This window comes from Nocardioides sp. NPDC006303 (genome assembly GCF_040613175.1).
Lineage (GTDB): Bacteria > Actinomycetota > Actinomycetes > Propionibacteriales > Nocardioidaceae > Nocardioides.
The window spans coordinates 33832-58224 of record NZ_JBEXRR010000018.1; the positions used below are offsets into that span (position 1 = coordinate 33832).

The 24393-nt window shown below is 66.9% G+C and carries 26 protein-coding genes and 1 riboswitch; of the genes, 9 read left to right on the forward strand and 17 right to left on the reverse strand.

The features are described from left to right. Positions 1-55 precede the first annotated feature (55 nt). Complete coding sequence (locus tag ABZY89_RS15485) at positions 56-751, reverse strand: SDR family NAD(P)-dependent oxidoreductase (protein WP_355228505.1); 696 nt, start codon at positions 749-751, stop codon at positions 56-58. A gap of 155 nt (positions 752-906) precedes the next feature. On the opposite strand from ABZY89_RS15485, the gene ABZY89_RS15490 reads away from it, so the two are divergent. Then, positions 907-1761 (forward strand): helix-turn-helix transcriptional regulator, encoded by an 855-nt coding sequence (locus tag ABZY89_RS15490; protein ID WP_355228506.1) that lies wholly within the window; start codon positions 907-909, stop codon positions 1759-1761. 4 nt (positions 1762-1765) lie between these two features. Here ABZY89_RS15490 and ABZY89_RS15495 read toward each other — a convergent pair whose 3' ends face one another. Beyond that, complete coding sequence (locus ABZY89_RS15495) at positions 1766-2149, reverse strand: helix-turn-helix domain-containing protein (RefSeq protein WP_355228508.1); 384 nt, start codon at positions 2147-2149, stop codon at positions 1766-1768. Positions 2150-2237: 88 nt separating this feature from the next. On the opposite strand from ABZY89_RS15495, the gene ABZY89_RS15500 reads away from it, so the two are divergent. Next, a complete protein-coding gene (locus tag ABZY89_RS15500) occupies positions 2238-3122 on the forward strand; it encodes an NAD(P)-binding domain-containing protein (protein ID WP_355228510.1) in 885 nt (294 codons plus the stop codon). Between the two features lie 139 nt (positions 3123-3261). Here ABZY89_RS15500 and ABZY89_RS15505 read toward each other — a convergent pair whose 3' ends face one another. The 5 genes from ABZY89_RS15505 to ABZY89_RS15525 form a co-directional block, all read right to left on the reverse strand. Beyond that, complete coding sequence (locus ABZY89_RS15505) at positions 3262-4035, reverse strand: hypothetical protein (RefSeq protein ID WP_355228512.1); 774 nt, start codon at positions 4033-4035, stop codon at positions 3262-3264. Continuing rightward, positions 4028-4687, reverse strand: coding sequence for a hypothetical protein (locus ABZY89_RS15510; RefSeq protein ID WP_355228514.1), 660 nt, complete (start codon positions 4685-4687; stop codon positions 4028-4030). Before ABZY89_RS15510 ends, ABZY89_RS15505 begins: the two co-directional genes overlap by 8 nt. A gap of 67 nt (positions 4688-4754) precedes the next feature. Beyond that, positions 4755-5615, reverse strand: a complete 861-nt coding sequence (locus ABZY89_RS15515) for an alpha/beta hydrolase (protein ID WP_355228516.1) — start codon at positions 5613-5615, stop codon at positions 4755-4757. Positions 5616-5652: 37 nt separating this feature from the next. Then, entirely contained in the window at positions 5653-6033 is a 381-nt protein-coding gene (locus ABZY89_RS15520) for a hypothetical protein (protein ID WP_355228518.1), read from the reverse strand. Between the two features lie 122 nt (positions 6034-6155). Then, entirely contained in the window at positions 6156-6278 is a 123-nt protein-coding gene (locus ABZY89_RS15525) for a hypothetical protein (protein WP_355228520.1), read from the reverse strand. Positions 6279-6437: 159 nt separating this feature from the next. Here ABZY89_RS15525 and ABZY89_RS15530 point away from each other — a divergent pair, with 159 nt between their 5' ends. After that, positions 6438-7016: a hypothetical protein gene (locus ABZY89_RS15530; protein ID WP_355228522.1), complete on the forward strand. Its 579-nt coding sequence runs from the start codon at positions 6438-6440 to the stop codon at positions 7014-7016. Between the two features lie 216 nt (positions 7017-7232). On the opposite strand, the gene ABZY89_RS15535 is transcribed toward ABZY89_RS15530, so the two are convergent. Both ABZY89_RS15535 and ABZY89_RS15540 read right to left on the reverse strand, forming a co-directional pair. Next, the gene (locus ABZY89_RS15535) at positions 7233-7916 is read right to left on the reverse strand and encodes a hypothetical protein (RefSeq protein WP_355228524.1); all 684 of its coding nucleotides are present in this window, start codon (positions 7914-7916) and stop codon (positions 7233-7235) included. An 86-nt stretch (positions 7917-8002) separates the two neighbouring features. Then, positions 8003-10549, reverse strand: coding sequence for an NB-ARC domain-containing protein (locus ABZY89_RS15540; RefSeq protein ID WP_355228526.1), 2547 nt, complete (start codon positions 10547-10549; stop codon positions 8003-8005). A gap of 277 nt (positions 10550-10826) precedes the next feature. Between ABZY89_RS15540 and ABZY89_RS15545 the strand changes: the two genes are divergently transcribed. After that, positions 10827-11480, forward strand: a complete 654-nt coding sequence (locus tag ABZY89_RS15545; protein ID WP_355228528.1) for an HAD family hydrolase — start codon at positions 10827-10829, stop codon at positions 11478-11480. A 25-nt stretch (positions 11481-11505) separates the two neighbouring features. Continuing rightward, a complete protein-coding gene (locus ABZY89_RS15550) occupies positions 11506-12078 on the forward strand; it encodes an NUDIX hydrolase (protein ID WP_355228530.1) in 573 nt (190 codons plus the stop codon). Here ABZY89_RS15550 and ABZY89_RS15555 read toward each other — a convergent pair. Beyond that, positions 12066-13571, reverse strand: a complete 1506-nt coding sequence (locus tag ABZY89_RS15555; RefSeq protein WP_355228532.1) for a hypothetical protein — start codon at positions 13569-13571, stop codon at positions 12066-12068. The two genes, ABZY89_RS15550 and ABZY89_RS15555, sit on opposite strands and share 13 nt — an antisense overlap. Before the next feature lie 263 nt (positions 13572-13834). On the opposite strand from ABZY89_RS15555, the gene ABZY89_RS15560 reads away from it, so the two are divergent. Further along, positions 13835-14563, forward strand: coding sequence for a TetR/AcrR family transcriptional regulator (locus ABZY89_RS15560; protein WP_355228534.1), 729 nt, complete (start codon positions 13835-13837; stop codon positions 14561-14563). Here ABZY89_RS15560 and ABZY89_RS15565 read toward each other — a convergent pair. Beyond that, positions 14537-15157, reverse strand: a complete 621-nt coding sequence (locus tag ABZY89_RS15565) for a WHG domain-containing protein (protein ID WP_355228536.1) — start codon at positions 15155-15157, stop codon at positions 14537-14539. The genes ABZY89_RS15560 and ABZY89_RS15565 overlap by 27 nt on opposite strands. 58 nt (positions 15158-15215) lie before the next feature. Here ABZY89_RS15565 and ABZY89_RS15570 point away from each other — a divergent pair, with 58 nt between their 5' ends. Next, positions 15216-15701 (forward strand): FBP domain-containing protein, encoded by a 486-nt coding sequence (locus ABZY89_RS15570; protein ID WP_355228537.1) that lies wholly within the window; start codon positions 15216-15218, stop codon positions 15699-15701. A 235-nt stretch (positions 15702-15936) separates the two neighbouring features. Here the strand turns inward: ABZY89_RS15570 and ABZY89_RS15575 are convergent, their stop codons facing one another. Genes ABZY89_RS15575 through gcvT form a run of 3 tightly spaced genes read right to left on the reverse strand, consistent with a single transcriptional unit; the run spans position 15937 to position 18875 of the window. Continuing rightward, positions 15937-17343: an L-serine ammonia-lyase gene (locus ABZY89_RS15575; RefSeq protein ID WP_355228657.1), complete on the reverse strand. Its 1407-nt coding sequence runs from the start codon at positions 17341-17343 to the stop codon at positions 15937-15939. A gap of 48 nt (positions 17344-17391) precedes the next feature. Next, complete coding sequence (gene gcvH, locus ABZY89_RS15580) at positions 17392-17763, reverse strand: glycine cleavage system protein GcvH (RefSeq protein WP_355228659.1); 372 nt, start codon at positions 17761-17763, stop codon at positions 17392-17394. 8 nt (positions 17764-17771) lie between these two features. Continuing rightward, positions 17772-18875: a glycine cleavage system aminomethyltransferase GcvT gene (gene gcvT / locus ABZY89_RS15585; RefSeq protein ID WP_355228539.1), complete on the reverse strand. Its 1104-nt coding sequence runs from the start codon at positions 18873-18875 to the stop codon at positions 17772-17774. Between the two features lie 157 nt (positions 18876-19032). After that, positions 19033-19128, reverse strand: a riboswitch (glycine riboswitch). A gap of 79 nt (positions 19129-19207) precedes the next feature. Here gcvT and ABZY89_RS15590 point away from each other — a divergent pair. Further along, complete coding sequence (locus tag ABZY89_RS15590; protein WP_355228541.1) at positions 19208-20245, forward strand: GTP-binding protein; 1038 nt, start codon at positions 19208-19210, stop codon at positions 20243-20245. Here the strand turns inward: ABZY89_RS15590 and ABZY89_RS15595 are convergent. The 3 genes from ABZY89_RS15595 to ABZY89_RS15605 form a co-directional block, all read right to left on the reverse strand. Beyond that, positions 20216-21040, reverse strand: coding sequence for a hypothetical protein (locus ABZY89_RS15595; RefSeq protein WP_355228543.1), 825 nt, complete (start codon positions 21038-21040; stop codon positions 20216-20218). The two genes, ABZY89_RS15590 and ABZY89_RS15595, sit on opposite strands and share 30 nt — an antisense overlap. Positions 21041-21055: 15 nt before the next feature. Continuing rightward, positions 21056-21736, reverse strand: coding sequence for a Crp/Fnr family transcriptional regulator (locus ABZY89_RS15600; protein ID WP_355228545.1), 681 nt, complete (start codon positions 21734-21736; stop codon positions 21056-21058). Between the two features lie 143 nt (positions 21737-21879). Continuing rightward, a complete protein-coding gene (locus tag ABZY89_RS15605) occupies positions 21880-22905 on the reverse strand; it encodes a LacI family DNA-binding transcriptional regulator (RefSeq protein WP_355228547.1) in 1026 nt (341 codons plus the stop codon). 158 nt (positions 22906-23063) lie between these two features. Between ABZY89_RS15605 and ABZY89_RS15610 the strand changes: the two genes are divergently transcribed. Beyond that, positions 23064-24389, forward strand: a complete 1326-nt coding sequence (locus ABZY89_RS15610) for an extracellular solute-binding protein (protein ID WP_355228549.1) — start codon at positions 23064-23066, stop codon at positions 24387-24389. Positions 24390-24393: the final 4 nt, after the last annotated feature.

The following is a 24393-nucleotide window of genomic DNA, read 5'->3' on the forward strand; positions in this document are numbered from 1 at the left end:
AGTCTCCGCTCCCCCGCCCAAATCGCGAACGGCCGATAACCGCCGGATGTGACCACTACCACGCGAGCTGACCGTCCTTGTCCTGGAGCGTTCCGGTGGGGACGTCGAGATCCAGGGTGGCGAGGCGTACGACGGTCTTGGCGCTCTCCGCGGGCGACTGGGCGATGTCCTCGATGCCGAAGCCGGCGGTCATGTCGGTGGCCGTGGGGCCAGGCTCGACGGCGTTGAACCTGATGTCGGTGTTCGACTTGGCGTACTGGACGGTCAGCATGGTCGCGGCGGCCTTGGACGCGGCGTACAGCGGCAGGAACATCCCGTGCTCGACCCGGCCGGGGGTGGTGTTGGCCCAGAACGAGCCGAGGCTGCTGGACACGTTGACCACCCGCGGGTTCTCCGAGCGGCGCAGCAGCGGCAGAGCGGCCTCGGTGACTCGGACGATCCCGACCGCGTTGATGTCGAAGACCCGCAGTGCGGTCGGGCCGTCGAGCGGGTCGGCGACGAGGACGCCGGCGTTGTTCACGAGTACGTCGAGGCGACCCTCGGCCGCCTCGATGGTGGCCAGCGCGGCGGTGACCGAGGCGTCGTCGGTGACATCGAGCTGTACGAAGCGCGCGCCGATCTCGGCGGCCGCCTTCTCGCCTCGCTCGGCGTCTCGTGCGCCGAGGTAGACGTCGTAGCCGGCCTCGGTGAGCTGGCGGGCGGTCTCGAAGCCGATGCCCTTGTTGGCGCCGGTGATGAGTGCGACGGTCATTCCCGTTGTTCCTTTCGTAGGACGGCCCGATCGGACCGTCTTCGACGCTAGGCGCGCCGGCGACCGCCGCCCAGAGTCCTGGTCAGACCGGGGTCTGACAGGACCCCCGCTGTCCGCTCGGGGCCGACCTAGGCTGGAGACATGAGGCTGCACCCATGAGTGAGGTGACGAACCCGCTGGGCGCTTTCCTGCAGGCCAGGCGGGCGCTGGTGACGCCGGAGTCGGCGGGGATCCCGGCCGCGGGCGTACGTCGCGTCCCCGGGCTGCGCCGCGAGGAGGTCGCGATGCTGGCCGGTATCAGCGCGGACTACTACCTGCGCCTGGAGCGCGGCCGCGACCGCAACCCGTCGGCGCAGGTGCTCGGTTCGATCGCACGCGTGCTCCAGCTGGACGACGACCACACCGCCCACATGATGTCGTTGGTCGCCGAGGCACCCCGCCGCCAGCGCCGGCGCCGGCGCAAGGAGACCGTCCCGCCCGGCGCGCTGAAGCTGCTCGACTCGATGGTGCAGCCCGCGTTCATCGAGGGGCACTACTTCGACATCCTGGCGGCCAACGCTCTTGCTCGTGCGCTCTCGCCGCGGCTCGCGGCCGGCGGCAACCAGCTGCGGGACCAGTTCCTCGACCCGGACCAGCAGTCGTTCCACCCGGAGTGGGAGTCGATGACGGAGTGCTTCGTCGGCAACCTGCGCCAGGCGGTGGGCACCGACATCGACGATCCTCGTTTCATCGAGCTGATCGGCGAGCTCTCCCTGGCCAGCCCACGATTTCGACAGCTCTGGGCACGCCATGACGTACGCGCCCAGACCGGCGCCCCGATCAAGATGCTCCACCCGCAGGTCGGCGAGCTCACCCTCAACCGGGAGCGGCTGGCGATCAGCGGCACCGACGACCTGATGCTCGTCGTCTACCACCCCGACGCCGGTTCATCGGACGCGGACAAGCTGGCTCTGCTGGCGTCCGCGGGACTGCCCACACGGCCCGTTGCGTCGGAGGCTCGACTGGCCTGACCGGCTATGACGGTCGGGGCAGCAAACCGGCGTCGCGATGCTCGACCAGCTCGGTGCGCTCGCGGGCGATGCGGTCCATGCCCCAGCGGCCGAGCGGCCCGAGCGCGGCGTTGAGGGTGCGGCCGTGCTCGGTCAGCGAGTACTCCACCCGCGGCGGCACCTCGGCATAGACCTCGCGGTGCACCAGGCCGTCCTGCTCCATCTCACGCAGGTGCTGGGTCAGCATCTTCTCGCTGACCCCGGGCAGGCCGCGGCGCAACTCGGCGAAGCGGCGTACGCCATAGTTGTCGAGCTCCCACAGGATCAGCCCCTTCCACTTGCCGCTGACCACGTCGAGCGCGGCGTCGATGCCGCAGATGTAGGGACCGCTTCGGGCCGGCTTCGTCACGGGAATGCTCCTCACTCACCTTTTGGTAAGTACCCCAGTAAATAGTGGGTACTCCCGCCATCGTACGTAAAGGCCGAGGATTGTCTTCATGAATCAACCTCTCACCGCCGTCACCGTCATCGGCCTCGGCCCCATGGGTCAGGCGATGGTCCACAGCCTGCTCGCGGCCGGGCATCCTGTCACCGTATGGAACCGCACGGCTTCGCGAGCCGACGATGTCGTCGCCGCGGGCGCACAGCTTGCCGACTCGCCGGCGAAGGCCGTCGCCGCCAGCGACCTGGTCATCCTCAGCCTGACCGACTATCAGGCGATGTACGACGTGCTCGGCCCAGCCACCGACGAGCTGAAGGGCCGTACGGTCGTCAACCTCAGCTCGGAGTCGCCGGACGGGACGCGTCGCGGTGCTACGTGGGCCGCCTCGCATGGAGCCGGGTTCCTCACCGGTGGCGTGATGGTCCCGGCCCCGATGGTCGGGACGCCCGATGCGTACATCTATGTCAGTGGTCCGGCCGATGTCCTGTCGCAGCACGAAGATGCGCTGGGTCGGATCGGCTCCGTCCGCTACCTGGGCGAGGATCCGGGGCTCGCGCAGCTGATGTACCAGGCCAACCTGGACATCTTCCTGACCTCCCTCTCCTCCCTGCTCCACGCCGTGGCGCTGCTCGAGACGGGTGGCATCAAGCCGTCCGCCGCTATCCCGGAGCTGATGCAGACCCTCGCCGGCATCCCGCCGATGCTGGCCGCCGGCGAGGACCTCGGCGCCCAACTCGAGGCCGGCCAGCACCCCGGCCACCTGAGCACCGTCACGATGATGGGCGCCACCGCCGACCACCTCGTCGAGGCCAGCGAGGCAGCTGGCATCGACGTCGACCTCCCCCGCGCCGTCCAGGCCCACTACACCTGGGCCCGCTCCCGCGGCCACGGCGGGGAGAACTGGTCGCGCATCATCGACGCCATCAGGCCGTACGCCTGAGGTGAGCTGTCGCCGGGGCGGCCTACCGCAAGGAGGCCGCCCCGGCACAAGCCTGCCGAGAAGTCACGTACGTCGGCCGAGACGTCACACCCGGTCACTCCTCCACCGCGAGTGTCGTCGGCCGGGGCCGCAGGCGGCCTCAGCCCGTGAGGATACGGAGCGCGGCTTGACCGTCGGTCTGTCGATCTGCGGGAAGGGCTCTCCATGCTCGCGCGTTGTCAGGCATCGCTTTCGCGAGCGCCGCCAGGCGCGCCCGGTCCGACCCGGCGAAGTGTTCTCGCTCTGCGTAGGGATCCTCGATCACCGACAACAGGAGCGCCGCATCCTGGAGATGGCGCTCCTTGTCACGTGGGTCGGCCTGGTACGCGGCCGCCTTGAGGATCAGCGCACCGAATGGGGACGGCACGCTTACCGTCGTCGTTCGCCCTGGTGTGATCTGCAGGCGCGCGTTGATGGTTCGCCGCAGTGCTTGTGTCCCGCCTTGGATCGCCATCATGTTCTTGCCGCGCAGTTTCTCAATCACGCGGGGTGCGGCATGGTCGGCCACCAGAACGTCGACGACATCCGTTGCGCTGGCGACGAGATCCACCCGCGACGTGCCTCGGACAAAGCGGTGGGCAATGGTGCTTCGCTCATCGATCGACGGAGCGAACGCGTAGCCGATCGACTCCAACGCGTTCGCCGCTTCGGCAGCGATGCCACGGGTCGTCTCCACATGCAGCACGAGGTCCACGTCGTTCGTCGGCCGTAGCGCGTCGACACCTCGGTGGATGGCGTGGAGCTGCGCCATCAGACCGCCGACGAGCGTCCACTTCTCGTGCGTCAGCACCGCCTCGATCTCGGCGACGTTAGGCCACGGTGCGCCCCAACCACCACCGGGACTCGGCACCTCGATGGTGGTGCGTTCAGCCATGGAAGTCCTCCAGCGCACGGTCGAGCGTGTCAAGGCCGGCCCGCCGTTCGCGTACGTCGAGGGACTCAGCCAGATCCATTGCCGCGAGCAGGATGCCCCGCCCCGAAAGGTCGCGCACCATGTCGAGGCTCATGGTTGTAGCGCGGAGCGTGACACGACCGTCCTCGTCCCGAATCAAACCATGCCGCGACACCACGCCAGCGACGTCTTCGGCCGAGAGGTAGCCATCAATGTCGTTTGTGTCCGCGAGACCAAGCCGGCCCGCCACATCGACCGGATAAACCAGTTCCGCCAGGAGGTACTTCCCGGCGCTGGAATGAGCACGGTATCGAGTTACAACAGCCCTCTCACGGGCGCGCTCGACCAGCTCAACGGCGGAGAGCTCGCGAAGTCGCGCCCTGAGGCGGGACCGCTGCCGCTCCCCCATCCATTCGGCGCCCGCTCCAGACAAGATCGCCACCGCGCCCCATGCCGTGGCCTCCGACCATGCGCGACGCGAGCCACCCCGAACGGTGGCGACCCGTTCAACCGAGGTTTCGTCCACGAGACCGCGCGCGACCTGGCGAAGAGCTCCGCTCGCGACGAGCTGCTGCACCCGCCGCGTGGACACGCCCAGCCGCTCAGCGGCATCGGACACACCCAGGAAGCTCATGACAGATAGTTTCGCATATGCGAAGCTATCTGACCATCTTCCCGCGAGGAGGCCGCCCCGGCGGCAGTTAGGAATGAGCCGTGAGCCAGTCGATCACGTCGGCGGTGATCGCATCGCGGTTGGTCTCGTTGAAGATCTCGTGGCGCGCCCCGGGGTAGAGAGTCACCGTCACATCCTTCACTCCGGCCTCGCGATAACGCTCCCCCAGCAGCTCGACCAGGGCGCCACCTCCGGCTAGCGGGTCGGCGTCGCCGGAGACGACGAGAATCGGCAGATCGGAGCGGATCCCACTGATGGCTGACGGGTCGGCCAGACGCTCGGCGCCGGCGAACAGCTGAGGCACGGCGGTGTCGGGCAGATCGAACCCGGACAGCGGGTCTGCGACGTACGCATCGACCTCGGCCTCATCGCGCGAGAGCCACTCATACCCGGTCCGGTGCTCGAACCCGGCGTTGAACGCCTCCAGCCCGACCGGACCCTCGGCGCTCGAGAGCGCACCAGCGAGTACGTCGAGGGCGGTCGAGCCTGACAGCACCACACCGTCGTACAGGTCGGACCGGTCCAAGAGCACCGTCTGCGCCGCAAAGGACCCCATCGAGTGCGCAACCAGGAACACCGGGATCCCGGAGAAGTCATCGCGCAGCGAGGCACCCATGCCCGCGACGTCGGCCACCAGCGCCTCGAAGTCGAAGTGACCGAGCTGGTCGGCCGACACGACGGACCCGCCGTGACCGCGGTGGTCGACCGCCCGCACGACGAACCCAGCCGCGACGAGAGCCCGAGCGAGCCGGTCGTAACGCTGCCCGTGCTCGGCGATGCCGTGGGCGATCTGGACAACGCCCCGCGGCGCGGACAGCTCCTCTCCCCACGTCCGGATTGCGAGCGCAGTGCCGTCGGTCGGCGAGACGAATGTGGCTGTGGTGGGCATGGAGCCTCCTGATGACGGGGGGCCTATGTTGCCAGTCCTACGGCGATCCCGGCAGGTCATCAGGAGACAGGCGCCGGGCATGGCGTTGCTCGCCCCGTGCGAACGACGTCTCACAGATCCAGTCCTCGACATCCGAGCCCAGCTGCCCGAGCGCATCGAGCAGCGCGGACGGATCCTGAAGGTCCTCCGAGCGCCCCAACCGCCACGCTGCTCCCTCGTTCGTAGGCTGGTACTCGACGTGCACCCACACGTACTCGTGCCCATCGTCGGGGTAGGACCAGGGCGGCTCTCCCGGTTCCCAGAGCGAGCTCTCGAACTCCGTGCCGATCAAGACGTGCACGATGACCGCGGGGATCTCGTGTTCGACCAGCGCGCTCTGAACGAGCGGCCGAACGACCTGGTCACGAAGCTTGCTCACGAACGAAGTCCGGCTCATCCGCGATCAGCGCGATCGCTCGACAACAGCCGCGTGAAACGTGCCGCCGCCTTGTTTCCAGCCCCGACACCGATCGAGATCCGCCCCTCGTCGGCTTCCGATGTTCACCCGAAGGCGTACGAAGCCAGCTCACCGCGCGAGCCGACGAACTCCCCGAACATCCGGCGGTCCGTACCGTGCTCGGTCTCCCGCTCGACGAACCGGCCCTCTTCTACTCTCACCTTCACGCCGCAAGCCTAGTGATCGCGCGCCTGGCCGACGGGCGATCACCCCGTGCCCGTCGATCTCATCTAGGAGGGACTCCGTATGCGACACCCATCCCCAACAGAGGGGATGTACATCCCCAATTCGACGCAAGGTAAACACGCCGTCGATCTGCTGAGCGCGTGACTTTCTTGGAGGAACCTGAGCCAAGCGCCGGGCAGGAGAGGCTCTACGCCGAGGATCTCGCCGACGACGGCTATGTATGGGACCTCACGCGGGTATGGGCACATCAGCCGGAGGCGAAGGAACAGCTCATGAGGCTGTTCGATGCCACGGCCGATGCCGCGGCGCTGACACCGCGCGACAAGGCTGTGATCGTGCTCGCCCAGGCGGCGGAGATCGGCGACTCCTACTGTGCCGTCGCCTGGGGCAAACGTCTGACCGACTGGGCCGACCCGCAGACCGTGATCGCCGCACTCACCGCCAACGACGAACCGTTCAGCGAACGCGAACAGGCACTGGCCGCCTGGGCACGCACCGTCGCCCGCTCCCCCGGCAGCAGCACACCGCAAGACATCCAACGCCTGCGCGACATGGGTTTCAGCGAGCCACAGATCGTGGCCCTGACCATTTACGCAGGGTTGCGCACCGCCTTTTCCAGCATCGACAGCGCCCTAGGCGCCCGCCCAGATATCGCCCTCGCGGAGGCCCTCGATCCGGCCGTGCGCACGGTCATCACCTGGGGACGTGCGCCAGGGTGACGGGGATGGTCAGGCCGCTCCACACCGCCCAGATAGACACGGCATCCGCTCAAGACACGTCCTCGCCACAAAGTTGTCGCAGCACATCGGACTGGTATAGGCATCCATGGCTCGGAAGACCCGCTGACGTGGCATCGCCCCGCAACTTGGCTGACGGGGCACAGGCAATCTACGCAGCCCCGACTCGGGCTTCGAGGTGGCCTGCTTCGCTGTCTGTCAGTGGCCGTCGTTGGCGCACCAGTCGCGGACGTACGGCGACGGGTCGCGCTCGACTCCGAGCCAGCTAGTCGAAGACGTGTGACCCAGCCGGACGACGCGGACACCGGGGCCGTCGTACTTCTTACTTATTCGCCGAAGACCCATCGTGGAGGTGAACGACGTGCTGGTCGGCCTGTGCTTGCTGAACGCGTCACGACCCAAAACGAAGTCGGCAGTGGCCTTGCCGATGCACATGACGACTTCGATACCGAGGCTCTTGATGACGTGCTCGTGGAACGGCCAGCACTCCTCCTTCCACTGCTGCATCAGTTCTGCGCGGTGGTGATCGGCGCGCAGACTGCGAGCGAAGAACAAGTTCGACGCCGGAACCAGATTCGGGTCATACCCGAGGTTGCCGAGGACGTGCCGAACGCTGGCCTGCATGGATGTTCCCCAGCGGGGCTCGTTGACCGGATTGCCCTCCGTCACGTATGCCGAGTACCGGTCGTGCTGAAGAATCGTCTCGGTGTCATCCATGACGGTGCCGGGATCGTTTGCGTCGCCACCTGGGTTGTAGCCGATCAGATAAATGCGCGACGGCTTGGCCCACGCCGCGCGTCCTGAGTAGAATGCGCGGCCGCTGCGTTCGCGCTGCGACTCCGGAATCAGGTCGATCAACTCGGAAAGCAATTGGTCGGACAAGGTAACTCCTTCGGTTGGTTCAGCCGGAGACACGTCAACTTCGCCCAGATTGTCGCTGGATGGCCTGCACGGCGATCACTTCGCGGCTACCCCGCTTCCACGAGGCGAACTCGCTTCGCCCGGGCGCCTTTCGACGTTTGGCCGGGTTCAAAAACGCACATCGCGCCCTCGAACATGGCCTCCCAATCTGCGCGATCACGGAGGTCACTGACGTGGAAAAAGTACCTCGCTGCATCGGCGGCCTTCACGAAGCCGAAGCCCTTCTCAACGACAAGCGCATCAATCACGCCCGTCTTTCGTTTCGATGGGGTAGCACCGCCCTGGCTCAGCACTGAATCGATCCGGATAGAGAACTGTGCGGCCTGCTTGGCCGCATAGTCGACGCTGAGTTCCGCGAGGTTGCGAGCAGTGTCCGCCAAGGCGACCAACCGATCAGCCGCCTCACCGTCGACCAACCGCTTGTCAACGCTCTCGGCAAGCTCGACTGCTGGCTCCACGAACTCGACGGCCTCGTCGAACTGCTGCGCAACTATCAGTTGCGCGACGGCCGATTGCGTAGCTCGGAACGCGAGAACGCATGCCGCCTTCCGGTGAAAACTGCTGGCCGTCCTCATCGATGCAACGCTGGAACTCGCTGAAACAGCGGCACCTTCGTCTCCGAGGCAGTGATGCGCCCATGCGATTTGAGCAGCGACCTCCGGGCTTTTCGGCTCGATCCGTGCGGCGCGCTGTAACAAGTCCAGAGCTCCCTGCGGGTCCCCAACGTCGTTCAGTAGGAACTCTCCGAAATGAAACAACATCACCGGCGAATCCGGCGCAAGTTCAAGTGCTCGATCATATGCCGCGTGAGCTGCACCTTGATCGCGACTAAGCGTTCGGACAAAGGCCTCAACTCGCCAGGCCTCGTAGTAACTCGGCGCAAGCAACTGCGCCTCGACACACTGGTCTAGGGCAGCGCCAGGGTCACTAAAGGCCACCGCGATGGCAGTTCGCAATAGCCCCGCAGCATGGAAGTCTCCCGAACCCCGCACGTGGACACTGGTCGAGGCGAAAGGCGAAGCCGTGTTTGCGGCTGCCATCTCAATCCCGAGGTCGCGAAGTTCCTCGCTTCTGTTGAGGAGCCAGGTGCGTTCCTCAACAGCCACAGGATGGTGCTTGTCAAGATACTGTCGAGCAAACTCGGATAGTTCGTATCCGGTGTCAAGTGTATCGCCGGACATCTGGTTAGACATCCGGGTGAAGTTTGTCGTCAAGAGTTCAAGCAGCGCGGACTGGGTCTGTGATGCAGTGAAGTCGTTTAGGAAAGCCAGTTCTGCTTGATTCTTTGCTCCAGCAAGAACCTGCATCGACCGCAGAGCAGACGTGGCGTCGTCCGAGAGGTAGTCATAGACGTTCGACATGCAATAGTCGAGCAGTAGTTCATTGTTGCCGAGAAGATCCTCCGGACGCTTTCCCGCTTGCACCCCTGCCACAAACCATCGAATGTAGGCTGGATGTCCTGCCATCTTTCGGGCCAGTGACTCGATTGAGGATTGCCCGAGAGAGACCAACTGACGGACATCGCGAATCCGTGCAAGCGCACGTAGGAGACGAGTCGATTCATCGTCAGTCAGCGGCGCGAGTTGCACGGGATTTTCAATTCCCAAACCGATTCGGCTGGTCACTATTACCTTGCTGCCCATCGGTAGTTCGAGCAGGAACTCGCGCAGTCGACCGTCCAGCACTGTCTCAAGGTTGTCGAGCAGTAGGAGAATTCGAAAATTCTCCATGTAGGCAAGCACTTCAGCGATCGGATCCATCGCCTCGACACCTGACAACTCAAGCGCAGCAGTCCCAATGAGGCCTAACGACGTTTCGATCGCGCCGTTGATCCGTCGGATTTCGTTCGGCGTCAGAATAGTCGCTTTGGCGGTGACCCATACGAAGGCGTCGAAGGGCTGGGTAGGATCCTCCAGCAGTTCGTATGCAGCCTTGAGCGCGATCGAGGTCTTTCCGATTCCGCCATCACCGAGGATCGAGACGACGGGGTATGCCCCCTTGATCGCCTTCATGATCCGTCGAAGTTCCGCTTGCCTGCCAAAGAACCCCGTCTCGTCGAAGTCAGGAACCGGGAGGTTGTGCTGCGGACCGGTCTCGGGGTCCGCTGGCAGGTCGATGGTCAACCCAAGCACAAACGATGGATCCGAATTCAAGCGATCGAGGACGGACGACAACTCCTCCCAAAGTCCGCCGGATGAGGCGGCAAGCGCCTTCGTTGCGTCCACGAGGAAGGACGAGTCGTCAATCTCCATCGGCCTCGTGTGAGCGACACGATTGCGGATGGCGATCGTACGCCCCACCGATGGACCAAGACCCTTGAGGCTGGCCTGAAATGCTGGGGGCAGTTCCTTTGAAGCGGAAGCCAGCAGCTCGAAACTCTCGCCGAAATCCAAGTACGCCAGCAATCCTGGGAGGTCTGCCGTCTCCGGGAGACCGTCCTTGACTCGGCGACCGTTCGCTCTCGTGACCCGGTCTGCTGGTATCAGATCCTCTGCTGCCCGGTCACCTAGGTAATCCTGAATCGCGGAACGCATGTCCTGCTCCATGGCGGCGAGCAGAGCGAAGCAGGTCAGCCTCGTGGCGCTAAAGCTCATCATCTACTCCATCTCAACGGAGCAAGGCCCGCCCAAGGCAACCGAGGACGGTGGTCTGGGGCCTCGAGACGGAGGCGGTCCGCCGTTATTCTTTACCATGGCGCGAACCGTAGGTTTCGGCACATCAAGCAACCTTCGAATCCGGGGGTCTGTCCCCTAGATCAGGTACGTCATTGCACCGACGTTCGACTCCGAGCGCAATGGGATGTTTAACCTTTGAATGCACCCGCGTCACTGCGCCGCCTATGACACAGGTGGTGTGGAAGGATCCCGATGCATGATTCGGGCGGTGGTGTTCGATGTCGGCGAGTGCCTGGTTGACGAGACCCGCGAGTACGGGACTTGGGCGGACTGGTTGGGGGTGCCGCGGCATACGTTCTCGGCGGTGTTCGGTGCGGTGATCGCTTGCGGGATGGACTACCGCGAGGCGTTCCAGGTGTTCCAGCCTGGGTTCGATCTGACTGAGGAGCGACGGAGGCGGGAGGAAGCGGGAAAGGCCGAGCGGTTCGGAGAGGATGACATCTATCCCGATGTCCGACCTGCTTTGAAGGCCTTGGCCAACGACGGGTTGTGGTTGGCATTGGCCGGGAACCAAACGGTGAGCGCGGGGCGGACCCTGCGGAGGCTGGACTTTCCGGTGGACATGGTCGCAACCTCCGACGACTGGGGCGTGAGCAAGCCGGATCTGAGGTTCTTCGAGCACGTCATCGAGGCCGTTCCGTACGCAGCGGAGGAGATCCTCTACGTCGGTGACCGGCTCGACAACGACATCCGGCCGGCCGCTGAGTCCGGGCTGGCGACGGCGCTGATCCGACGAGGGCCGTGGGGCGTGATCCAGGAACACGACCCGGAGGCGGACGACATCGCAACGCTCCGGATCTCCTCGCTCACCGAGCTTCCCAAGTGGATCGCGACCCTCAACGAGGGTTGACTAGAGGGCCGCTAAGTTAATCGTCATGGCCGAGCGCAGCGCGACCCAGTGGATCATCCATGGCGAAGAGATCGTCGACGACAAGCTGAAAATGGTGCTCAGCCGGGCGAGCATTGAACTCCCGGACGGGACTCTCTTCGATCAGTGGGTGATGCGGATCCCCGCGGCAGTTCTGGTGCTCATGGTCGATGACTCCGAGCGCGTGCTGATGATGTGGCGGCATCGGTTCATCCAGGACCAGTGGGTGTGGGAGCTGCCGGGTGGCTACCTCGACGACGGCGAAGAGCTGCACGTCGCTGCGCTGCGTGAGGCCGAGGAAGAGACCGGTTGGAGGCCACGCACGATCGAGAAGTTCCTCGAGTTCCAGCCGTTGGTCGGGACCGTGGACCAGCCGAACATCATCTACCTCGCGCGAGGAGCCACGGACACCGGCGGGGCTCCCGATGTGAACGAGACCGACACGGTCCGCTGGATCCCCCTGGACGAGATCGAGGGGTTGATCGCCGAGGGCAAGATCATCGGGGCTGGCTCGGTCGCGCCGTTGTACAAGTTGCTGCTGGCTCGCGCCGAGGGGAAGCTTCGGGCTCAGGAGGCCTGAGCAGGCGCCAGGAGATGCATGAACTCCTGAACCGTCGTCAGCCCCGCGTGAGGTGCGAGCCTGCTGGCGAGGTCGCGCAGGTAGTCGCGCGACCGCTCTGACTTCAGATCGACCGCTGCCTTCGCGGCGTCGACGGCGATCTCGGCGGCTTGCTCGACCTCGCCTGCCTGATGGTGAGCGCGGGCCAGGAGCGCCAGGTTGAACTGGCGGCCCCTGGCATAGGCACTGTCCATGTCCAAGGAGCGTTGCGCGAACGGTAGCGCGAGGTCTCCGCGGCCAAGCGCTGTGAAGCATTGGCCGAACTTCGCCGCCAGGTACGACTGGTCGAAGTAGCCCAGCCACTGAGGCGTGGCACTGTTCTCAGCCTTGTCGAAGGCACGTTCGGCACGGTCGAGAGCGACGGCACTCGCCGCCTGGTCACCGAGAACGGCATGTCCCTGCGCCTCCAAGACCGCCGCCTCCGCAGCGAGGGCTCCGATACTCGAATCTGTAGCAGCGCGTTCGGCAGCACGGGCAAGGTCGACCGCTTCCATCCCGTTTCGGAGATAGGCCGCCTGATGGCTCATCGCGGCGAGGATCTCCGCCCCGAGCGGACGGTCGTCCGCGGCAGCTGCCATCCGAAGCGCCTGGATGAGATAGCGCTGCGCCGTAGCGTGCCGGCCGATGTCGTAGGAGGTCCACGCCGCCAGCTGTGTCACTTGGGCCGCGACCGAGAGGAGGCGACTGCCCACCGCACGGTCGTAGCGTCCTTGGAGCAGGGCAGCGACGTCGGTGCTGAGGAAGCGTACGACGGCATCACGGACCTGGCCGCCACCGAACCTGTTGTCCACCTCGCGGAAGGCTCGCAGCATCTGGTGCACAAGCTCGACATCCGGTGTGCCGACGACTCGGGCGCCTGTGCCGACGGGGTCTGCGGCTGGCGGGGCGGTGAGCCATCTGAACGCTGGGATCGTGTACGCCGAGGCGCTGAAGCCTGCTCCCAGGAGGAAGTCACGGCGGTTCACGTCTTGCTGCCACATCGTCATCGCCTCGCCCAAGCTCAAGGACCAGTCGGGGTGGAAGTCGAGACCGTTGGTGGCGTGCCCGACCAAGGCGGGCGAGGTCGCCGACGCTCCAGGTCGAGCGAAGAGAGCCTGCTCGGCTCGGGACAGGTGGGTGAGGTCCAGGGCGTCGACCAGGTCCGCAGGAACACAGCCGTGACCGAAGGCGACCGCGAGACCGGCGAGCGCCTCGGGTGTCGGCTTGGTGCCGCCATAGGGCCAGTTCTCCCATTCGGAGATGCGGCTCTCGGTGACCGCGAGGCCCGGGTTGGCGACGCGGAACTCCTGGGCCAGACGCCATTGCGGCCAATCCAACGCGTATCGCCACGCGAGGCGTGGCCGCAGCCCGAACCGGTCCGCCATCCCAGCAGCCACCGCTGGCACCGAGAGTCCGGCGGCGAGCAACTCGTCGCGCACCCGGTCCCGCGATGCCTTCGCGCTTCGCGCAGCCATGTCCACCTCCCGAGCGCTGGCCGCCACCACTTCGTCCCTTGCACCTGGATGGAGGCTACCCGGGGTCAGCTCCATCGGGCGGCCCCAGAAGTCGCGGAAGGCAGATCTTCCATCGCCTGGAAGTTTCTGCGGAAGGTTCCGGAGAGAGCAGGGTCTTTAGGCCCGGTCCGAGTCAAGACTCGACTCATCCGGGCGGACGGATGGCCCTCGAAGCCACTTTCCGCCCGGACTCCAGCCACATCGGAAGCGACAGAGAGACTCGGATGTCATCGCTCAGCAAGGTCCGACCAGGCAGACCACGACTCATCCCGGACATCGGCGTGGGTACACCGCGCGAGCAAGTCTTGGAGGCGGCCGCACGCTTGTTCACGAGCAAGGGGTTCGCCGCGACCTCGACCCGTGAGATCGCCGAGACGGTCGGCATCCGGCAGGCATCGCTCTACTACCACTTCGCAGGCAAGGACGAGATCCTCGAAGCGCTGCTTGCCACGACGGTGAGGCCGACCCAGATGGTGGTCGAGGAGATCGTTGCCCTTGTCCCACCCGAACGCGTCGAGACCGCTCTGTGTCTGCTCGCACTGATCGACATCGACACCCTCGCGCAGGTGCCGCACAACGTGGGCGTTCTGTACCAACTGCCTGACGTCGTTTCGGCGACCAACCTCGACTACGCCAGCTTCCGTCAGGCCCACGGCGAGCTTGCTGAGGCGTACGCCGATCTCGGGTCCCGGGTTGCTGCCCGACACGGAGTGACCACCTCTCCCCCGGTGCTTGGCTCGATGTTGATCCAGCAGGTGGAGGGCGTCATCACCCTGCGTACTGACGGCAACGACGTCGACGGCGACCGCGCCATCGAGATCGCTGCCGGCTGCCTTCGTCTGTGCGGCTGCGATCCGACTGAGGTCAACGACGCCGTACGACGAGCGGCAGACATCCAGTCCCGCAACTCGCTGCATGATCGACGATCAGGCACGTGGCCGGAGTTGGACTGACAACTCCTGGAGAGTGCGGTCGAGGTCCTCGAGGATCTCGGGCCAGGTGGTCTCGCTCGATGGGTCGCTGTGGGCGAAGGTGCCGGCGAGCTCGAGGGTGATGTAGCCATGGATGAGGCTGGACATCAGGCGGACGGCGTACGTCTCGTTGGTCTTGGCGATGCCGTAGCTGCGGACGACGGCGAGGGCGAGGTCGGCGTTGCGGCGGCCGGCGGTGATGGCGGCAGTGACCGAGTTCGGGTCGTCTGCTGCCGGATCGGAGACGGGTGGGATGCGCTGGCGGGTGGTGGCGTCGTAGCGGCCGGGTGAGCGGCGGGCGAAGTCGCGGATGGCGTCGGCGTACGCGACGAGGAGGTCGCGGCCCTCCCCCGCGGCCATCGCGGTGCTCGTGGTGTCGGCGAGCTCGTCGAGGACGCACGCGGTGACGGCGGTGCGGAGGTCGGTGGCTCCGGAGATGTGGGAGTAGAGCGTCGGCGACCTGACTCCGAGATGCCGCGCGAGGACCGAGATCGTGACGGCGTCGAAGCCCAGCTCGTCGGCCAGGTCGGCGGCGGCCGCGATCACGGCGCTCCGGTTCAGCCCCGGACGGCCCATCAACAATCTCCCCAATAACGAATTGCCTAACTGTTGTAGGAAACCTAGCATGGTTGGCATGAAGCCGCTGACCGAGACCGACGTACGCGCATCGTTCGTCAACCTCACCAAGGGTGCGACCAAGCGTCTCAACCTCCCCGCTGACCTGGCCGAACGGCCGTGGGAAGACCTCGACTACCTCGGCTGGCAGGACCCGAAGGCGCCGCAGAACCACTACCTCGTCACCGAGCACGAGGGCCGGCTCTGCGGCATTGCCCTCCGCGCCTCGCGAGAGTCGCGAGGGCCGCGGAAGACGATGTGCGCGCTGTGTGCAACGGTCGGTGACGTCGCGCTGCTGGTCGCCTCCCGCGCCGGCCGCTCCGGGCAGGATGGCAACTCCGTCGGCACCTACATCTGCGCCGACCTCGACTGCTCCCTCAAGGCGCGCAACAAGCGCAAGCTCGACACCCCGGTCATCCACGAGACCCTCAGCGCCGAGCAGAAGGTCGATCGGCTGGTCGGCAACCTCGACTCGTTCGTCGCGCGGGTGCTCCGGCCTGCCTGACAGGCTCACCCCGAGCGTGTTCAGCTCTTTGGGTGTCGAGTGGCCCTGCTGGTCGAGCCGCCGGAGCCGCTAGGCGTAGGCGTGTCGAGCGTTGTATCGAGCTTGTCGAGATGACCAACACAGTCCCCTGTCGCGCTGGATGGGACTGTGTTGGTCTCGACACGCTCGGCCGCGGGCGGCCTCGCGGCTCGACCAGCGGGGCGATCAAGGCCGCGCGGTTCGACCACCGAGGGGCTCAGCACTCGATGACGTTGACCGCGAGACCGCCGCGGGAGGTCTCCTTGTACTTGACCTTCATGTCGGCGCCGGTCTCGCGCATGGTCTTCAGCGCCTTGTCGAGGCTGACCTTGTGGGAGCCGTTGCCGTTGAGGGCGAGGCGGGCGGCGTTGATGGCCTTCACGCTGGCTATGGCGTTGCGTTCGATGCACGGGATCTGCACCAGCCCGCCGACCGGGTCGCAGGTGAGGCCGAGGTTGTGCTCGATGCCGACCTCGGCGGCGTTCTCCACCTGCTCCGGGGTGCCGCCCAGCACCTCGCAGAGCGCACCGGCGGCCATCGCGCAGGCCGAGCCGACCTCGCCCTGACAGCCGACCTCGGCGCCGGAGATCGAGGCGTTCGTCTTGCACAGGATCCCGATGGCGGCCGCGGTGAGCAGGAACCGGACGATGCCGTCCTCGATCGCGGCCTCGTCGAGCCCGGCGGCCGGCGCCACGAAACGTACCCAGTAGTGCAGGACGGCGGGCACGATGCCAGCCGCGCCGTTGGTGGGAGCGGTGACGACCCGGCCGCCCGAGGCGTTCTCCTCGTTCACCGCCAGGGCGAACAGGTTGACCCAGTCCATGACCCGGAACGGGTCCTGGGCGCCGGCTCCGGACGCCAGGTCGCGGTAGAGCAGCGGTGCCCGGCGCGGGACCCGCAGACCCCCAGGAAGTACGCCGTCGCTGACCGGATCACGGTCGCAGCCGGCCTGCACGCAGTCGGCCATGACCCGCCAGATCTCCAGGAGACCGGCGCGGACCTCGTCGTGCGTACGCCAGGTCAGCTCGTTGGCGCGCATGAGGTCGGAGACCCGGAACCCTTCGCGCTCGCAGGTGCTGAGCAGGTCGGCACCGGTGGTGAAGGGGAACCGGACGCTCGAGTGGTCGGGCACGATCCGGGCTGCGCCGGACGCGTGCTCGTCGATGACGAAGCCGCCACCGACGGAGTAGTAGGTCCGCTCTCGGCTCACCTGCCCTGAGGCGTCGTAGGCGCTGAACACCATGCCGTTGGGGTGGCCCGGCAGGCTCTTGCGTCGATGCATCACCAGGTCGGTCTGGCTATCGAAGCGGATCGGCCGGTGACCGCCCAGCGACAGCTCCCCGCGCTCGCGGATGGCCGCCACCCGCCCGGACGAGGCCCGCGTGTCGACGGTCGCCGGCTCCTCCCCCTCGAGGCCGAGCAGCACCGCGCCCTCCGAGCCGTGCCCGTGCCCAGTCGCGCCGAGCGACCCGAACAGCTCGGCCTTCACCCGCGTGACCGCCTCCAGATGTCCGTCCTCGACCAGGCCGTCGACGAAGATCTTCGCGGCCCGCATCGGTCCGACGGTGTGCGAGGAGGACGGCCCGATCCCGATCGAATACAGGTCGAAGGTGCTCAAGGTCATCGCCACGACCTGGGTCGAGACGCCGCTGAGGTCAGCGGTCACGACGGTTCACTCCTCGATCAGAGCGTCGTACGCCGCGGCGTCGAGCAGCTCGGGAGCGCCCGAGACACGCATCTCGAAGAGCCAGCCGGCGCCGAACGGGTCGCTGTTGATCAGCGCGGGATCCTCGACGACGGCCGAGTTGATCTCGAGGATCTCGCCGTCGGCGGGCGCGAAGAGGTCGCTGACGGACTTCGTCGACTCCAGCTCACCGCAGCTCTCTCCCTCGGTGATCTTGCTGCCCACCTCGGGCAGCTCGACGAAGACGATGTCGCCCAGCGCCTCGGTGGCGAAGGCGGTGACACCGACGCGCGCGAGGTCGCCGCGGGTCTCGATCCACTCGTGCTCGGCGGTGTACGACAGGTGGGACGGGTTGCTCATGGCGGTGCTCATTTCTTGGAGTAGAAGGGAAGGTCGACGATCTCGGCGTCCTCGCGGCTGCCGCGCACGTCGACGTGGACCTTGGTGCCGGCAGCAGCGAGGTCAGGCCTGACGTACGCCATCGCGATGGGACGTCCGAGAGTCGGCGACGGGGATCCGCTGGTGACGGTGCCGATCTCGTCGCCGGTGGCAGGGTCCACGACGGCGTAGCCGGCGCGCGGGGAGCGGCGCCCGGCGGCGACCAGGCCGACGAGTACGCTGCGCGGGCCCTCGTCGCGGCGTACGGCCAGGGCTGCATCGCCGACGAAGCCGTCGGGCTTGTCGAAGGAGACGACCCGGCCGAGGCCGGCCTCGAAGGGCGTCGTCTCGCGGCTCAGCTCGTGACCGTAGAGCGGCATGCCGGCCTCGAGCCGGAGGGTGTCGCGACAGGCGAGCCCGGCAGGCACCAGCCCGAGCGGCGTACCGGCCTCGGTGATCGCCGCCCAGACAGCAGCGGCCAACGAGGGCGAACAGTAGATCTCGAAGCCGTCCTCCCCGGTGTAGCCGGTGCGCGCGAGCAGGACCTCGACCCCGGCGACCGTGCCGGCGTCGATGGCGTAGTACTTCAGGGAAGGTACGTCCAGGTCGGTCAGGGCCGCGACGATCGCCGCCGAGGCGGGCCCCTGGACCGCGATCAGCGCCCAGTCCGCGGAGGCGTCGCGGACCACGGCGTCGTACCCCTCGGCACGCTCGACCAGAGCCGGAGCGACCACATGGACGTTGCTCGCGTTGGCGACGACCAGGTAGCGCTCCTGCTCGAGACGGTAGACGACCAGGTCGTCGATGATGCCGCCGTCCTCGGCGCAGACCATCGAGTAGCGGGCACGGCCGATGCCGATCTTCGACGGCCGACCGACCAGGGCGCGGTCGAGTGCGCGTCCCGCCTCGGGGCCGGTCACCTCGATCTCGCCCATGTGGGACAGGTCGAAGAGGCCCGCGGTGGTGCGTACGGCATGGTGCTCGGCGGTCTCCGAGCCGTAGCGGACCGGCATGTTCCAGCCGGCGAAGTCGGTGAACGAGGCGCCGAGCGCCTGGTGGATCTCATGCAGAGGGGTAGGGACGGGTGAGGTCATTGTGCGGGAGGCTCCCTGCTGATGGGTGCCGTCAACCGCGGCACCCGTGGACGGGTGACCTCCCCGCTCTGTCATCGCTACCTGAGAGCTTCACCGCCCGAAGGCGATTTGCACCGTGGGTGCAGGATCCAGCGGATCCTGTCTTTCCAGAGGTCGCCTCACCACAGCGGTCATTGGGCCTGAGAGATTCTGGGGAGGTTTGCTCCTTCGGCGCCTCACCCGGGATGGGCAAGGACTCTCCCGCTGCGGTTCAAGTGGCGGATGTGAAGTTGTGCGGCAAACCTAGGTCTGCCCACCTCGGCCGTCAAGATCTGACGACCTACGATGGCCCGATGCCACCGACCAGCGCCAGCACCCGGGTCCCCGTGGTCATCCTCACCGGCCATCTCGGGTCGGGCAAGACCACGCTGCTCAACCATCTGCTGCGCCAGCCCGGCGCACGGGTGGGCGTGGTCGTCAACGACTTCGGTGACATCAACGTCGACGCCGGCCTCGTCACCGGGCAGGTCGACGAGCCGGCCTCGATCGCGGGCGGCTGCCTCTGCTGCCTGCCCGACGCCGGCGGCCTCGACGACGCGCTGGAGAAGCTGACCCACCCGCGGCTCGCGCTCGACGTCGTCATCGTCGAGGCCAGCGGGATCGCCGAGCCCGGGACGCTGGCCCGGCTGGTTCGGTTCAGCGGCGTCGAGCGGGTACGCCGCGGTGGGCTCATCGAGGTCGTCGACGCCTCGGCGTACTTCGACACTCTCGATGACGGCCGGGGCCCCGCGCCGGTCCGGTTCGCGGCCGCCTCCCTGGTCGTGATCAACAAGACCGACCTGGTGCCGGCTGATGACCGGGACGCGGTCCTGGCGCGCATCGAGCAGCGCGTGCGGGAGCACAACCCCGAGGTCCATGTGGCGTACGCCGTGGGTGGCCGGATCGACCCCCGGCTCGTCTACGACGCCGCGGTGCCCGAGGACCCGCCCGACGAGCTCCCGATCGCCGCGCTGCTGCGCGAGGCGGCCGCCTCGCACGAGGCTCATCAGCACGCCCGGGCGGTCACCGTGACGACCCCGGGCACCATCGAGCCGGCTCGACTGGTCGACCTGCTCGAGGAGCCTCCGGCGACGGCGTACCGGGTCAAGGGGACCATCGCGGTCGCGACCGGCCAGGGACCGCGCAGCTACCACGTGAACCTGGTCGGCCGCAGCGCCCATGTCGCCGCGGCCAGGCAGACACAAGACGCGACGAGCGAGCTCGTTGCCATCGGCCTCGATCTCGAGACCGACTCAGTCCGGCTGGACCTCACCCACGCCCTCGCCCCGGCCGAACGACCGAGCACCGAAGGTCTTCGCCGGCTACGCCAGCTGGTCCGGGTCAGTCTCTGACACCGAGCTCCATCCTCGGACCCGGTGGACGATCGCCGTCTTCGGGTGGAATCCGGAGGGCGGCCCGATCTCGAAGAGGTCGATCATCAGGAACAGCGGGTAGGTCGGAGCCTGGGGAAGACGTCGTACGACGAGGCCTTCGCAGCCGATGACGGTCTCCTGCCCGTCCCAGATCGCCGTCCAGGTGTGGGCCCGGGTCACATCGAACGGGACGGTGACCTCTGCCATGTCGGTGGTCAGGCGTGGGTCGTGGTGCGCCTTGACCCCGGAACGGGCGACCGTGGTCGCGCCGATCGCGTCCGCATCGATCTCGAAGATGCAGATCTCTCCGGAATCCTCACCGGCGAGATGCTCGGTGCCGATCAGCCATGCCGCGAGCATGCAGCCGTCGTCCCGGCCGGCGGCGACGGTCACGTCGACGCGACCGCGAGCAGGCGCGAACAGGAGCCGTTGCGGCGTCTCGGTCCGGACCAGGAGTCCGTCCTCCCGGTGACGGTGCGTTCCGCGTGCGGAGCCGACCGGACCGGAGTACGCGCCGGTCTGCAGGTTCGAGACCCTCAGGGGCGCGTCCTCGGGTCGCCAGTCGAGCTGGTCGGCCTCGATCCGCAGCTCGAGCGCACCCTGGACAAGCCGGTAGCGAGCCTCGGACCGCTCCGGCGTCGTCCAGTGCGGCAGATAGTGCGGGATCCACCACTGCTCGGACAGTCCGCCGGAGAAGTCTTCGTCGAGATCCGGCCGCCGGGCCGGCTGCAGAGGCAGCTCATCGTGCGGCGAGACCATGCTCGATGGTCTCACCCCGACGAGCAGAGCTCACCCGGCTCGGCGGACGATCCGTTCCATGTCGGTGATGATCACCGAACGAGACTCCAGCCGTACCCATCCCTTGGCCGCGAAGTCGGCGAGCGCCTTGTTGACCGTCTCCCGAGCCGCGCCGACGAGCTGCGCGAGCTCCTCCTGGGTCAGGTCGTGGCGTACGTGGAGGCCCTCCTCGGTCTGCTCCCCGAACCTCTCGGCGAGGTCGAGCAGAGCCTTCGCCACCCGGCGGGGCGCGTCAGCGAAGACCAGGTCACCGATCACGTCGTTGGCCCGGCGCAGGCGACCCGACAGCAGGGCGAGCAGCCCACGGGTCACGCTCGGGCGCCCGTCGAGCAGGCGCAGCAGGTCGTCGTGCGACAGCGAGGCGAGCTCGACCTGGTCGGTGACGGCCGTGACCGTGGAGGAGCGCCTACCGGGGTCGAAGAGCGACAGCTCGCCGAACACCTGGCCCGGCCCGAGGATCGCCAGCAGGCTGTCCTGCCCGTTGGCCGCGGCACGGCTCAGCTTCACCTTGCCGTCCACGACCGCGTAGAGCCGGTCGGCGGCGTCGCCCTCGTGGAACAACACCTCGCCGCGCCTGAGGCGTGTCTGATCCATCATCGCGAGCATCGCCGTCATCGACTCGTCGTCCAGCTCGCTGAAAAGCGGTGCGTGCCGAAGCACGTCTTGATCCATTACCCAGCCGCTCCTGTCATCCTTTTACCGAAGACATCAGCCTAGCCAGATCCGGGCCTTTGACAGCGGATGTGTGTCCCGCATCGCAGGCGCTTGGAGTGCGTTCTTCGCCACACTCGGCTCCCTCACACATGAGCATGCGATCAGGCGGGCCGCGGAGCGGCGGTGGTTCGACGTACCACCAGCTGGGTGTCCACCGTGACAGACAGCGCAGTGTCTTCCTCCTGCCGAAGCAGGCCGAGGAGCATCTGGGCGGTCAGCACGCCCTGCAGACGGGCGTCCTGCTTGATCGTGGTCAGGTGCAGGAGGGCGGCGTGTGGATGGTCGTCGATGCCGATGATGGAGATGTCTTCGGGAATCCGCAGACCGGCGTCCCGGATGGTGCGCATCGCACCGAAGGCGACTTCGTCGGAGTGGGCATAGACGGCGGTCGGGAGCTCAGCCACAGAGAGCAGCTGGGCCATCGCCGCAGCGCCCTGCTCGCCGCCCCAATCGGTGGTGACCACCAGCGATGGGTCGGGCTTGATCCCCGCGTCGGCCAGAGCGAGATGGTAGGCACGGCTTCGCCCGGAGGGTTGGCGGGGCTGGTCGGGGTCGATCGCCTCGATCATCGCGACCCGCTTGTGGCCGAGCCCGAGGAGATGTCCCATCGCCTGCCCGCCGGCTCTGAGGTCGTCGATGCAGACGTGCGGATACACCTCGTGCTGGCCGCCTGCGGCGACGACCTGGACGCCGAGCATCAGCTCGAGGCTTCGGCGCTCAGCCTCCTCGACGGGGAAGCCCACGACGATGACGGCGTCGACCTTCCGCCGGGCGGGCAGGCGCTCGAAGAAGGACGTGCGGTCCTCCAGGTTGCCGACGTGATAGAGCAGCACATCGAACTGGGACTCGCGCAGCACCGACTCGATGCCTTCGAGGATCGCACCGAAGAACCAGCGCGAGAGATGCGGCGCCACGACCGCGACCCGACCCGTGGAGCCCTTCTTGAGCCTCGAGGCGTCGGGGGAAACGACGTAGGCATGCTTCTTCGCGACGTCCAGCACCTTCTGCCGCGTCGCAGGAGAGACGTTGGGCATGCCGCTGAGCGCTCGTGAGGCGGTCCCGAGGCCCACCCCCGCTATCCGGGCGATGTCGGCCAACGTCAGCTCGCGTGGCTGCTCAGAGTCCATGTCGAGCATGGTACGTGATCCGCTGGCAACGTTTCCACCCAACTGGGCGGGTTGCGTTCACGCTCCGCACTCGGGCCTTGACAAGTCCTGGTGACCGGGATCACAGTTGTGACTGGAAACGATTCCAGGCCATGCAGACAGGAGTAGACATGAGGCTGATGCGCAGACTTAGAGCCCTGGGGGCGACAGCTGCGATCGTCGCGGTGGCGTCGGTGTCGGCGTGCGCCGGGCCAGGTGGCGAGGCGCCTGCGACGGATGCGAGTCCGACGAACGTACGAACCGACGTCGGCGAGCAGGAAGCGACAGTCACGCTCTTCACCGCGGCCGGGCTCGAGGACTACCAGCAGGCGCTGGCCGACGCCTTCATGAAGAAGCATCCGGCCATCACGGTGGAACTCCAGGTCGAGGCCGACAACAACTACAACACCGTGCTGCCCAGACTGCTCGCGTCGGACAGCCCGCCGGACCTCGCTCTCGTCGGCGACCTGAGCGGCGCGGTCCGTGACGGGCTCGTCACCAACCTGGATGCCTACGACGCCGCGTACGGGTGGAGCGAGAAGGTGCCGGCCAGCGTGCTGGACGCCGGACGCGTCCAGGGTGGCGAGATCGGCTCGGGCTCCCTCTATGTCGGTGGCGGTGCCGCCGGTCCGCTGGCCGGGGTGTTCTACAACCGGGATCTTGCCGAGAAGGTGGGGATGACGAAGATCCCGCAGACCCTCGACGAGTGGGAGGCCGTGATGGCGACGGCCAAGTCGATGGGAATCACGCCGATCGTCGCGTCCAACGCCGACGGTCTCATCGGGCACCTGTACAACCTGCTGCTGGGCGACTACATGGGGGCGCAGTCGGTTCTCGACGTAGCGTGGCGCAAGCCCGGTGCCTCTCTCGACACCACGGAGGCGACCGAGGCCACCGCCCGCCTGCAGAAGTGGGCGGACGCCGGCTACTTCAACACCGACGCCAACGCGATCAACCAGGACGCCTCCTACGGCCGGTTCGCCGCTGGCGAGGGACTGTTCATGGTCCAGGGCACCTGGATGACGCAGTCGCTGCCGAAATCCTTCGATGGCAAGTACGGCGTCTTCCCGATCCCGCCCGTCGAGGCCGGCGGTCCGCCCATCAGCATGACCGCCAACACGCTGGCGTTCTCCATCGCGGCCCGCTCGGACCACAAGGACTCGGCCGCCCTGTTCCTGGACTTCCTCACCTCGCCCGAGGCCGCCGCGGTCGCAACCGACAACGGTTACCCGGCAGCGAACGCGACCGATCAGGACCCGCTGACGCTGGACGCCGACGTCGAGAGCCAGGTCCAGGCCGGGTACGCCGCCGTCACCGCGTCCGACGGGTTCTTCACCTGGATCCAGAACTCCGTCCCTGCGGTGAACACCGACCTGCCAGCGCAGCTACAGCTGCTGATCAGCGGCAAGGCCGAGCCCGAGGACGTGGTCGAGCACCTTCAGAAGTCCTACCAGAGCGGCTTGTAGGAAT